The organism is Anabaena azotica SJ-1 (genome assembly GCF_047275885.1).
Taxonomy (GTDB): Bacteria; Cyanobacteriota; Cyanobacteriia; order Cyanobacteriales; family Nostocaceae; genus Trichormus_B; species Trichormus_B azotica_A.
Genome location: NZ_CP178454.1, coordinates 1,141,068 through 1,153,401 on the forward strand (window position 1 = coordinate 1,141,068; position 12,334 = coordinate 1,153,401).

Annotated in this window: 13 protein-coding genes; 5 read left to right on the plus strand and 8 right to left on the minus strand. The window is 39.3% G+C overall.

Annotation, left to right across the window (positions count from 1 at the left end):
• Positions 1-26: 26 nt before the first annotated feature.
• Complete coding sequence (locus ACLLO5_RS04915; protein WP_413174366.1) at positions 27-2,075, minus strand: S-layer homology domain-containing protein; 2,049 nt, start codon at positions 2,073-2,075, stop codon at positions 27-29.
• Between the two features lie 229 nt (positions 2,076-2,304).
• Between ACLLO5_RS04915 and ACLLO5_RS04920 the strand changes: the two genes are divergently transcribed.
• Together ACLLO5_RS04920 and ACLLO5_RS04925 are read left to right on the plus strand one after the other, a co-directional pair.
• Entirely contained in the window at positions 2,305-2,577 is a 273-nt protein-coding gene (locus ACLLO5_RS04920; RefSeq protein WP_413174367.1) for a type II toxin-antitoxin system HicB family antitoxin, read from the plus strand.
• Positions 2,564-2,719, plus strand: coding sequence for a hypothetical protein (locus tag ACLLO5_RS04925; RefSeq protein ID WP_413174368.1), 156 nt, complete (start codon positions 2,564-2,566; stop codon positions 2,717-2,719). Before ACLLO5_RS04920 ends, ACLLO5_RS04925 begins: the two co-directional genes overlap by 14 nt.
• 164 nt (positions 2,720-2,883) lie before the next feature.
• Here ACLLO5_RS04925 and ACLLO5_RS04930 read toward each other — a convergent pair whose 3' ends face one another.
• The 5 genes from ACLLO5_RS04930 to ACLLO5_RS04950 all read right to left on the minus strand — a co-directional run bounded on the left by ACLLO5_RS04930 (position 2,884) and on the right by ACLLO5_RS04950 (position 8,052).
• Positions 2,884-3,267 carry a barstar family protein gene (locus tag ACLLO5_RS04930; RefSeq protein WP_413174369.1) on the minus strand — a complete coding sequence of 128 codons (384 nt, stop codon included), beginning with the start codon at positions 3,265-3,267 and terminating at the stop codon, positions 2,884-2,886.
• 24 nt (positions 3,268-3,291) lie between these two features.
• Complete coding sequence (locus ACLLO5_RS04935) at positions 3,292-3,573, minus strand: ribonuclease domain-containing protein (RefSeq protein WP_413174370.1); 282 nt, start codon at positions 3,571-3,573, stop codon at positions 3,292-3,294.
• A 141-nt stretch (positions 3,574-3,714) separates the two neighbouring features.
• A complete protein-coding gene (locus ACLLO5_RS04940) occupies positions 3,715-6,435 on the minus strand; it encodes a protein kinase domain-containing protein (RefSeq protein ID WP_413174371.1) in 2,721 nt (906 codons plus the stop codon).
• A gap of 112 nt (positions 6,436-6,547) precedes the next feature.
• Positions 6,548-7,375, minus strand: a complete 828-nt coding sequence (locus tag ACLLO5_RS04945) for a PP2C family serine/threonine-protein phosphatase (protein WP_413176011.1) — start codon at positions 7,373-7,375, stop codon at positions 6,548-6,550.
• Positions 7,376-7,395: 20 nt separating this feature from the next.
• A complete protein-coding gene (locus ACLLO5_RS04950; protein ID WP_413174372.1) occupies positions 7,396-8,052 on the minus strand; it encodes a vWA domain-containing protein in 657 nt (218 codons plus the stop codon).
• A gap of 226 nt (positions 8,053-8,278) precedes the next feature.
• Between ACLLO5_RS04950 and ACLLO5_RS04955 the strand changes: the two genes are divergently transcribed.
• Complete coding sequence (locus ACLLO5_RS04955; protein ID WP_413174373.1) at positions 8,279-9,457, plus strand: class I SAM-dependent methyltransferase; 1,179 nt, start codon at positions 8,279-8,281, stop codon at positions 9,455-9,457.
• A 149-nt stretch (positions 9,458-9,606) separates the two neighbouring features.
• Here ACLLO5_RS04955 and ACLLO5_RS04960 read toward each other — a convergent pair whose 3' ends face one another.
• Positions 9,607-10,074: a hypothetical protein gene (locus tag ACLLO5_RS04960; protein ID WP_413174374.1), complete on the minus strand. Its 468-nt coding sequence runs from the start codon at positions 10,072-10,074 to the stop codon at positions 9,607-9,609.
• A gap of 190 nt (positions 10,075-10,264) precedes the next feature.
• Complete coding sequence (locus ACLLO5_RS04965) at positions 10,265-10,498, minus strand: LuxR C-terminal-related transcriptional regulator (protein ID WP_413174375.1); 234 nt, start codon at positions 10,496-10,498, stop codon at positions 10,265-10,267.
• A gap of 552 nt (positions 10,499-11,050) precedes the next feature.
• On the opposite strand from ACLLO5_RS04965, the gene ACLLO5_RS04970 reads away from it, so the two are divergent.
• Together ACLLO5_RS04970 and atpB are read left to right on the plus strand one after the other, a co-directional pair.
• Positions 11,051-11,494, plus strand: coding sequence for an ATP synthase subunit I (locus ACLLO5_RS04970; RefSeq protein WP_413174376.1), 444 nt, complete (start codon positions 11,051-11,053; stop codon positions 11,492-11,494).
• A 66-nt stretch (positions 11,495-11,560) separates the two neighbouring features.
• Positions 11,561-12,316: a F0F1 ATP synthase subunit A gene (gene atpB / locus ACLLO5_RS04975; protein ID WP_413174377.1), complete on the plus strand. Its 756-nt coding sequence runs from the start codon at positions 11,561-11,563 to the stop codon at positions 12,314-12,316.
• The last annotated feature ends 18 nt before the right edge of the window (positions 12,317-12,334 follow it).

The window sequence follows — 12,334 nt, forward strand, 5'->3', positions numbered from 1 at the left end:
AGAAGAATTTATTTTCTCCCTACTCCCTAATTAATGGGTTTTACACGCTGAAGGGCAACTAGTGCCTGATAAATCATAGCTGCAACTTCGCCGCGTGTGGCATCTCGTGTGGGTGCAAGTAATTTGGAGTCTGGATAATTGATGATCATTTTATATTGTGTGGCAGTAGCGATCGCTGTGCGAGCATATTCAGGAATAGACTTTCTATCACTATAGACATTTAATAAATCAGTGCTGGCGGCTGGTAGTCCTAGTCCGTTGACCAGAGAAACTATGACTTGTAGGCGTTGTACATTCTGATCAGGACGAAAAGTGCGATCGCTAAAACCGCCCACAAAACCCCCATTAGCAGCCTGTTGAATCGCCTTAGCAGCCCAAAAATTTGATGGTACATCAGTAAATTCTGTGGCTTGACGTTTGGACACTGGGTTAAAAGCAGCCGTAATAAAAGCCGCATACTGGGCGCGAGTCATGGGTTTATCTGGCTGGTAACTACCATCAGCAAAACCTTGAGTTAAATTCATGCTTACTAAAGCTCGAATAAAAGGCTCTGCCCAATGTCCCACTAAATCAGAAAATGAGGGAATATCTGTATCTGGTTTAACAATATAAGCAGAAGGTATAGCTTCTATCTCACCTTTAGCCACCAATGCTTGATAAATTAAAGCGGCTACTTCCGCACGGGTGATTTCTCGTAATGGTTCTAAAAGTTCTAGTTGTGGATAATTGACTATTAGCAGCTTTTGTGTGGCAATTGTGACTGCATTGGTAGCATAACTGGGAATTTGCGCCCGGTCTTTGTAAACTGTTAAACCATTGGGATTACTGCCAGTAAATTTCAACCCATTGACAATAGATACTATGGCTTGAACCTTGGTTAAATTTTGTCCTGGTCGAAAAGTCCCATCAGGGAAACCACCCAAAAAACCCCCATCAGCAGCATTTGCGATCGCACCAGCAGCCCAAAAATCCGTTCTCACATCCTTAAACTTATTTAAATTTTTACTATCAGGGAGTTGAAAAGTCTTAGTAATTAAGGCAGCATATTGAGCGCGAGTAATGGGTGTGGATGGTTGAAAAGTACCATCAGGAAAGCCACTAATAAAACCTCTATTCACCAAAGCTTCAACAAAAGCAGCAGCCCAATGTCCATCCAAATCAGAAAAACTGGTACTAATTCCCACTTGACTGGGAGTGTCGGCTGTAGCCGCAATAAATTCTACCAACCCCTTCACTTGAGTGGGATTCAACTGATTACCCACAGAAATTAACTTTTGGGAAGATAAATTCTGGACATCAAATTCACCTTGATTTCTAAAAATATTATCAGCCGGGTCTTGTTCTTTGCCCAAGTCAGGATTTGCATTACCATTTACCAACAAACCACCTTGAATATTTTTGCTGATCAGATTGCGTCGTAATACAGGACTAGCATCACGAGACAGTGCGATCGCAATTCGGTTATTTGTGAGTTTATTATTAGCCACCAGAGGGGCTGCAAAATCACTAACAGCTATCCCCACCGGATTATTTTCAAACGCATTCCGCAACACTTCCCCTTTGCTATAACGTGCCATCATCAACCCACTAGCCACATTCTGTACAAACAAATTATCCAAAATTGCAGGTTTAGCGTTACCAGTTGCAAATATCCCTTCTCTCCCACATTTACTAAAAGTATTATTTGCTAAAGTCGGACTTGTTGATTCAATCCAAATCCCCGTACCCTTAGAAATAGGATTACTTACCGTCACACCCAACAAACTCGCATCACTTAGCAGCAATAATGTAATATTTTGTAGACCAAAGGTAGGACTTTGATACTCACCACTCCCAGAAATCACAATTAACTGACCTTTGTTAGCTTCATTACCCACCACCAACATCCCTCCACCAATAATCAGAGGAAACACCTCACCACTAGCAGTGCTGTAAGTCCCCGGTGCTAACTGAATAATTGCTGGTGATTGAGTCGCCTTTAAAGCCCCAGTAATGGTTTTGAAAGGACTTAGCCGAGAACCAGTATTAGTATCATTTCCGGTAACAGGATTTACATAGATTGTGGAGACGACCATAATTTATAATCTATAATTCTTAATTAATAATTTATACTCTATATTTTATACTTTGAATTTGTAAAAATTAAAAGCGCCCCAACTCTTCTAAGAAGTCGGGGATATTTTAGTCAGGGTTAGTCTGGTTAAGTTCCTCTAATATGGTCAGTTTTTGTGCCAAGAATATCAGATTATATAGAAATTTTGATCAAGGTTATAATCAATCAAGAGTTATAAGAGTAAAAATATCATGATTTTATCTGTTAAAAATTCTCTTTCCACAATTGCGCCTAAGTTAACTTATGATGTGCTGATAGAAAATCAAGAAGATGGCACAGTTAAAGCTACACTGTTAAGTTTACCAGAATGCCAAAGTTTAGGTGCTACTAAAGAAGAAGCATTAAATAATCTAATTCAAATTTTTCAAGCACGAAAACCAGAAATAGTAACTTTAGAAATCGAACCACCTCAAACAGAACACAGAACATCCTTGGATGAAATTTGCGGGAATGCACAAAGATAATCCTCTTTTTGAGGAAACATCAGAATATATAAAAAATGAAGGTAATGCTTGGGATGTACTAGAGTCATTAACAGGAACTATTGAAGCACCAAGTTATTGGTCAAGTCAACATGATTTTTATTTATATGGTACTCCTAAATAGTTTTCTTTGAATGATAGGAAATATATTTTTTGTCTGAATTAAAATTTATCATCATTAAATATTTACAGACAATCTATAAACTGCAATCCTGTACATCCTCACATCCTGGTTATCCTGATTCTGACAACCACAACAAACGATAAATAGTGCAAAATTGAATTTACCTATTTTTTGATAGTTAAAAACTTGAAAGAAGTATTATTATCTTCCCAGTATTCCTGCGCTGAATTTAAAATATCTAATGCTATTTGGTATTGCGTCGGTTCAGCTTGAGCAAAGATATCAGCATAATCATATAATATGACATATCTTTGAGCCGGACACCATGTTAAATCGGTGATACATTCATCAAAAGCATCCCAGTTATTGCCGAAGTATTCAGGAAATTCCATTGCTTCAGCAGCTTGTTTTAAAAAAGTTTGTTTGTTATTGATTTTTTTACCATTCAGATAGAAGACTTTTGTTCCTGGTTCTGCGGCCATTTGTTCCACTGTTTGATGGATGTTTTCTTTAATGTCTGTTGATAAAACATTGAAAAAATTATTCATAATATTCCTCACTTATTATAGCTATTAGATGACTTCTTGAAAGGTAATGTAATGATCAGCAGTATAGTAAATTTCGCCATTTTGCCCAATAACTAGGCGACGAGTACCTCTGTCTGTTGCTCCTGGGGTGGGTACTGTGTATTCTTTATAATATCCTCGCGTTTGTGGTGGCAATAATCCCTCAAGGTTTTTGAACACAATGCCATCTTTGCTGTGAGGGTAGGGACTGCCTATGGAAATAAGATTGATAGTAGTTTGAACTTCGGGAGGTAATTGATTAATGTTAACTTGTGGTATTCCACTCATTATAAATACTTTTTTTGATTTTATCTATCCTTAGCTGAATGTATAGAAGTACAATAGCTTTTTCTAGGATGTTGTTTTTGTCATGTTAGTACAAGTGATGAATATAAGGAAGATTTAGTTAAATTAAATACATTTTATAATTCACCTTAACCGCCAAATCTTGATAGTCTTGTCACGACCTCCACTAGCAAGGGTTTGACCATCAGGACTGAAGGCTAGGGAAAAAACCCAGTCAGAATGACCAGTGATGGTTTGCAGTAGCTTTCCCGTCCTAACGTCCCACAGTTTGATAGTCTTGTCCCTACTCCCACTAGCTAAGGTTTGACCATCTGGGCTGAACGCCACAGAAAAAACCCCGTCAGAATGACCAGTGATGGTTTGCAGTAGCTTTCCTGTAGTTACATTCCACAGTTTGATGATGTTATACTCATTCCCACTAGCTAAGGTTTGACCATCTGGGCTGAAGGCTACCATTGAAGAACGAGCAGTGAGGGTTTGCAGTAGATTTCCCGTCCTCACATTCCACAGTTTGATAGTGTTGTCCGTACTCCCACTACTAGCCAAGGTTTGACCATCGGGGCTGAAGGCTACAGAATTGACCCAGTAAGAATGACCAGAGAGAGTTTGCAGTATGTTTCCTGTCCTCACATCCCACAGTTTGATAGTCTTGTCCCTACTCCCACTAGCCAAGGTTTGACCATCGGGGCTGAAGGCTACAGAGCTAACTCCGTATGAATGACCAGAGAGGGTTTGCAGTAGGTTTCCCGTCCTCACATCCCACAGTTTGATAGTTTCGTCCGTAATCTCCCTATTTATACTAGCTAAAGTTTGACCATCAGGGCTGAAAGCTACTCGGTAAGAATGACCAGAGAGAGTTTGCAGTAGGTTTCCTGTCGTCACATCCCATAGTTTGATAGTGTCGTCCGCACTCCCACTAGCCAAGGTTTGTCCATTGGGGCTATAGGCTACAGAAATAACCGACTGAGAATGACCAGAGAGGGTTTTTTCCAAAGAGATACTACGAGGTGACTTTGCAATTACAGATATAGAATTAGTTGGAAATAAAACAGAACGTGCATAGCCATAAATCTGAGTTACCACTAATCCTACTATGGCACTTGTTAATAATACTTTTTTCAGTTTCTTATTGCTTACGAAAGGTGTTGTTACACTTTGACTCTGAGGTTTATAAACTGGCGTTTGTGCAACCTGACGAGGCAAATTAGCAGACTGATTAGTTTGCGGAACTTTAGATTGAGTCGGCTGTACAGTAGGTACAGTAGGTACAGTATTTGTATTAGTATATGTTCCTGATTTTTGGGTTATTATAGTTTGATTTTGAGGTTGAGAAACTGCTGGTTGCGAAACCTGAGATTGATTTTGTTGAACTGAGTATGATGTATTTGTATCAGTCTGTCCCGCAATTAGTTTATAAGCCTCAGATTGACTGATAAGACTTATTTGATTTGAGTCTTTTAATATTATCTGTGGAGTAGTGCGAGCAGATTTTTTATATAGTTCAAGAGTTCCTGTAATTTTGATATAACTTCCTACCCAGTTACGTAACTGAGTAACTGTTAAGGTTCTGGAATTATATAAATTTTTTAAACCTTCGGAAAATATAACAATTGTAAAAGGACTGTAACCGTTGACGAGACTGGAAACGTTACCAAAGTTAATAAACAATATATTTGTGCTGCTAAGATGGCTAGTAATAACAACTTTACCAACTACAGTTATGATCTTTCCTTGTTGCTGTACCAGTTCTAAGGTATTAGTAGCGACAAAAACTTGAGACTGTGATTTGGAAGCAACAACATTAGATGAATTTACCTTAACAACCCCAGGAAAAATATCAACACCCAATTTTGCAGAGCGATCGCACCAATAACAACTACCATAAGTTCTACTATAAAAATGACTATCTACCCTGCCACATATAGTTAAATTCTCATTTCCTATTCTTAAAGCCTCCAACCACTCCTTAGCAGTCGGACGTAAATGAGGATTTTTATATCCATCATTAAAGCATTTAATAAAACATTTCTGAATTTCTGGATGAACAATTTTCATAGGAATTGTTCTATCTACTGGTTGAATTAAATTATCTGGAGAATACAACCATATACCCCGCTTAATACGTTCATCAAGTTCTGGAGTTTCCCCTGCGCCTGTCCATTTTCCGTCAAAAGGACTATTACCACTAAACAATAATTGATAAATAATTAATGCTAACCGAAATCTATCATGTACTTCCGTTTGCTCAATACTATCAAAATCTTTTCCAATTAGTTCCGGTGGTGTATATCCCTCGGAACCAACTAAACAATTATATACCTTACTATTTTTCGGATTTTTTAACTGAAAAGAATCTGTATCAATAATTGAAGGTAAAGCCCGATTATTAACTAAAATATTTTGTGGTTTAATATCACCCAAAACATAACCAGCAGCGTGCAGTGCTTCAATAATTGAAACAATATTCAGCGCCGTTGTGTGCAGAAACCGCCAATCAACCTCAAGTTTTAATGCTTTACGGCGACGGGGATTATAAACATCAATAAGTTCTTTTCCATCCTTAATTTCTGGCATCAAAAAGCCCACACAATCACCCTGAGCATTTTTCAACGCCGACTTAGGCCAAGCAAAAGAAACATGATTAAGATGGGAATTTGGTTCTGTGGGTGGATTTGCTATCATTACCGCTAACTTCTGCACCCGTTCATGTGTTGGACAATGGTAAATTTTAGCTAAATAACCATTTTGATTAGTTCGCCAAACTTTCGCTTCACCACTATTAGCAATCTCTTCACCCAATAGAGTAATTGATTTCCCCGTACTCGCACAGGTAAGAACCGTCATAGAATTTCAATTAGATGGTTTGAAATATATTTCTAAAATCCTAAAATCCGTAGGTTGGGTTGAGGCTTTGCGAAACCCAACAAAATCTCAGAAATATTGAAAATGTTGGGTTTCATTCTTCAACCCAACCTACAGTTTTATTGCCATCAATTGCATCATATCTCAACAGACATAAAAGCAAAGTTTTATCATCATCAGTGCGAGAATTTAACCGATCAGAATTGAGAAAATCAATCACATATTGATCATCATATTCTGGTTTAGATGTTTCTCTCAAATATTCCTCCAAAGGTTTAAAAAATGGTGGAAAAGGTTTCCAGTCACTCAAGCGAATTGCTACTTTTTCTAATCCATCAGTAGAAGCACAAATAAACTCTTGCTTCCCTGAAATTACTTGTACCTGCATTTCCTCCAGCGCATTAGCTGAAGTCACAAAAGTTGTTTCGTTGAAAAATTCCCCTTTGTCTGGTTCAAACAACAGTTGATATTCTGCATCCTGGAAACGCACCACCATAAATCCATCCCCAATTTGCATGGCTGCAACCCATTTAGGAGTAGCTATGAAAACCAAAAGAGTGCAAGCTAAATCATTGACAGAATAACCTTTATTAGTTGCTTGTTTATTTAACTCAGCAATAACTTGGTTAACTGTTTTAGTAAAAAGCTTTTTCGCTTCTATTTGGGAAAGTGGCTGAGAAAACCTTTGCCAAAATCCTTTTCGCTTCTGAAGATATTCACTAATTCTAGAAAGGTATTTGAGCGCAGTTTTTACCGCCAATTCAGAACCAAAATGAGAATATTTAGCACTCCCAGCACCATCAGAAACTGCACCCACAATCACATCATTAAAAATGCGATAATTTCCACAATCTTGACAAGGTATTTTTTGCTCTTGATGACTCGTTCCCACAGCAGAACGCGCTATAGCTTTCCAACCCACAATAAATAAATCCTCAAAATCTAAGTAGTAATTTGACCCCATCCCACCGGCGGTAATGCCACAGCTTCCCCTACTTTGCCACTAGAAACCCGTTTCATGGAAGTGGAAAGCCAAACAAATAAAGCACGAAAATCTAAGCCATTCAGGGTCACTGGAGGACGTTCAGGAGGGGCAATTTGTTTAAGTTTGTTCATATCTGCACCCTGAACACCAACAGTGAAAAACAACATTCGGCGCTGTGCTTCTTCTTCTCTTACCCTTTGCGCTGCACCTTTCCAATCATCTGTAGGCGCACCGTCGGTAATTAGAAATACCCAAGGACGATAATAGAGAACACCGTTATCCTTATAAGACTGTTTGCGTTTTTCCAATAAATCCAAAGCGTATTCTATGGCTTCACCCATTGGGGTAACACCATCTGCTTCTAGCTTAGGCGGTATAAAATGATCAATAGTGACAAAATCTTGTGTTAGTTGCACAGGTCCAAAGGTGACAATAGCAACTTCTACACTCAAAGAAGCTTGAGCATCTTTCATCACATCTTCTTTGAAAGCTGCCAAACCTCTATTTAACTCCTGGATAGGTTGCCCTGACATTGAGCCAGAGGTATCAAGCAAGAGAATTACCGGACAACGATTTTCCGGGTTTTCCACAAATTCAGGCAAACCTACAGGCATTATTAATACTCCTGGTTAATCAAAGTAAGATGTAAAATATATAAACTAGATTTTACTTATTACTACATAGCTTAACATTAGTGTCTTTACTGTATCAATACCCATAGCTATCAACGGTAAGGGTTTAGCATTGCTAAACACCTACGAATGGACAGAATTGATATAGTCAACCTTCCCCAAAATCCCCCTATCCGCTAAACTCAGAAATGCTGCGTTAATCCCGAATATGTCCGACTCCCAAGTAAGTGCTGCTGTTGCGAAACTCTACGACACCTATCCATTCCCCCCCGAACCCATCCTCGACGAACCACCACCAGGTTACAATTGGCGTTGGAATTGGTTAGCCGCTTACAACTTCTGCACAGGTAGAAAACCACAAAAACAAGACATCTGCATCTTAGACGCTGGTTGTGGTTCAGGAGTCGGAACCGAATATTTAGTACATCTCAACCCCCGCGCGCAGGTAGTCGGAATTGATTTAAGTGCTGGTACCCTAGAAGTAGCCAAAAAACGCTGTCAAAGTTCTGGTGCAGACCGTGTAGAATTTCATCACCTGAGTATTTATGATGTGGAACAAATACCAGGTGAATTTGATTTAATTAATTGCGTTGGTGTATTGCATCACTTACCAGACCCCATTCGCGGTATCCAAGCATTAGCGAAAAAATTAGCTCCCGGTGGACTAATGCACATTTTTGTCTATGGAGAATTGGGACGCTGGGAAATTCAACTCATGCAAAAAGCGATCGCACTTCTCCAAGGTAACAAAAAAGGCGACTACTGTGATGGTGTGCAAGTCGGTAGAAAAATATTTGCTTCTTTACCAGAAAATAACCGCATTGTCAAGAGAGAAAAAGAACGTTGGGCTTTAGAAAATCAGCGGGACGAATGTTTTGCCGATATGTACGTTCATCCCCAGGAAACTGACTACAACATTGATACACTATTTGAATTAATAGACGCTTCCGGTTTAGACTTTGTAGGATTCTCAAATCCTGGGTTTTGGCAATTAGAAAAGCTCCTAGAAAAAGCACCAGAGTTAATAGAGAGAGCAGAAGAATTAACAGAACGTCAACGTTATCGCTTGATAGAATTACTGAATCCTGAAGTAACTCATTACGAGTTTTTCCTCAGTCGTCCCCCCCTCACCAAAACCGACTGGTCAGCAGATAAAACCCTATTAGCAGCAATTCCCGAACTCAACCCCTGCATAGATGGGTTTCCCAGTCAATGCTTATTTAATTACGATTACCAAATAGTTAACCTATCAACAGCCGAATTTGAGTTTATGCAAAACTGTGATGGGAAATCTACCGTAGCAGAGATTTTCACCAAAGTGCAGTTTGGGTTAGATGGAGTGAGAAATCTTTTGAAACAACAAATGGTTTTACTAACACCCGGTTAATTAGAAGAAAACCAAATTTCGGGAAGTTCATCTACATCTTCCACCAAAAAATCTCGATATACCCAGATTCGAGAAGCATTGTAGAGATCATTAAGAATAGGTTTTAATATCTACCACCCAGTTTGTTTCGACAAAAACCGCTTGAGGCTTCATTTTGCAACTTTACTCCACCTTAGTCCACCAGCCCTAATTTCACCAATTCGCAGAAGATTTACTATCCGTCCGCCAAACAAATTTTTCAAATCATCTGGTAAACTGTCTACATTAGTTTGAAGTTTCAATTTCTCTAACCATCGCTGAACTTGTGATTCAAACTCAAGGTAAGGGTTTCCCTTCCATTGCCCATCTGCTGGTGGTAACAAGTAATTTGGAAACTTTGCTTCACCAACTACGCGAATTGATGAACCCTGAGAATCATCAAAAGAATCCCGTAGGACAATAACACGCTCCCCTACCACAAGCAAGCCAACGGAGCAACCAAATTCAATCATGTAGCATTTAAGTTGATTAATAATATTTTTATGATGGATAGTATCATCATTGAGTTTTACTTCAACAATCATCAAATATTCTCCATCCGGGCTAGTCACGATAATATCTGGATGTGATGCTTTCATAGAAATATCGAACTTGAGTTTATGCAAAACTGTGATGGTAAATCTACCGTAGCAGAGATTTTCACCAAAGTGCAGTTTGGGTTAGATGGAGTGAGAAATCTTGTTAAACTTCAGTTAATTCTACTTACTACCTAATACGTACAATTACGGTACTAGATTTTCTGTGAAAATAACTGCCAAAACCTTATTTTTACCTAGAATTCACAATGATTATGAAGATTGGGGCAAGAGTTCCGTATGCTTTTCCACACCAAATAGTTCCACTATATGATGTTGGTGTAATTTTCTTCTCAGGGATTTCATAATGAAATTGATTGACAACACCCAATTTCTGTAATGCGTACATGACCGCACCAAGGCGGCTTTGGACACCAAATTTATCGTAAATATTTTCTAAATGTTTCTTAACTGTGCGATCGCTCATTCCTAACTAACTGTTGGGAAATTTCATGGGTACTCTGGATAGCAACGATTTTCTCAGCGACGATGACGGCAATGATATTTTGAACGCCGGCAGTGGCAACGACAATGTCTAGCGATCGCTAGAAGATGTAAGGGTGAACAACTTTTCGCCCTTATCTTATCAACAGTCGAATTTGAGTTTCTGAAAAAATGTAATGGTTTTGCCATAGTGGCTAACATTCTAGCCCAAGTCGAGCTAGACTTAAACGGAGTAAGACACCTCCTCAAACAACAACTACTCTTACTAACACCCAGCAAGAGGGCGTAAGACAAGTCAAAAGTCAAAATATAGAAAAAAAATCAATTCTTCCTCCCGAACTCCTGATAGCGCAGCGTGGCGTAAGCCATACTCCTGAACTCCTGAACTCCTGCCTTCTGCCTCCTGCCTCCTGCCTCCTAACTCCTCAAAAAATAAGTTAATTGTTTTTTCCTAAAGTATTGTTACCGGATCGTGATATGATTCAGCTGACTGAATGTGCAGTCACCATATTTAGCTGTACTGGTTTCAAGTCCTGTGAGCTTGTCAGACGAATCAATTGCGCCCAATCAGACAACACAACAAGATGCCCAACCTGGTTTTGAAGATACAGAACCAGAAGATACATCTATGCAAGAGTTCTATCAACTCTATCAGAAGTTGTTAGTAATCACACTTGTGTTGACGGGGATTATTTTTATCTCTGTGTGGATTTTTTATTCCTTAAACATTGCCCTCAATTATTTTATTGGGGCGTGTACAGGTGTGGTTTACTTAAAAATGCTGGCTAAAGATGTTGAGAGACTTGGTGGCGAAAAACAAAGTCTGAGCAAAAATCGTTTTGCTCTGATAATTATACCGATTATATTGGCAAGTCAATGGCATCAGCTACATATTCTGCCTATATTCTTGGGATTTCTTACCTACAAAGTTACCCTCCTCATCTATATGGTGCAAACTGTATTCATTCCTGAAACTTAAAACTCAGGCTCACTCCAGACAATCCTCCAATCCTCGATTTTTGGGGAAGAATCTTGAAGAACGCCCATGCTTAGTGTCTTAAACGCCTTTAACGCTTTTCCCCTCGCCGAATTGGAAGTAGGTCAACACTTCCTGTGGCAACTGGGCAGTCTCAAAATACATGGGCAAGTTTTTCTCACCTCATGGTTTGTGATTGGTATCCTAGTAATAGCTTCACTAGCAGCCACTAGAAACGTCCAGAAAATTCCCAGCGGCATCCAAAATTTCATGGAATATGCCCTAGAATTTATTCGGGATCTAGCGAAAAACCAACTCGGAGAGAAAGAGTATCGTCCCTGGGTACCATTTATTGGTACGCTATTCTTGTTTATCTTCGTATCAAATTGGTCAGGTGCGCTCATACCCTGGAAGTTGATCAAACTGCCAGCCGGTGAATTAGCAGCCCCCACCAACGACATCAATACAACCGTGGCATTGGCATTGCTAACTTCTTTAGCGTATTTTTACGCTGGGTTTAGCAAAAAAGGTTTAGGCTACTTTAAGAAATATATAGAGCCAACGCCCATACTATTGCCAATCGCAATTCTCGAAGATTTCACCAAGCCCCTCTCCCTAAGCTTCCGTTTATTTGGAAATATATTAGCGGATGAATTGGTAGTAGCGGTGCTGGTTTTGCTCGTGCCTCTCTTTGTGCCTTTGCCTGTTATGGCTTTGGGTTTATTTACTAGCGCCATTCAAGCCCTAGTATTTGCTACCCTAGCAGGGGCTTATATTCATGAGGCACTAGAGGGACACGGCGAAGAAGGACATGAGGAGCATTAACGCCCTCAGTTGATCGCA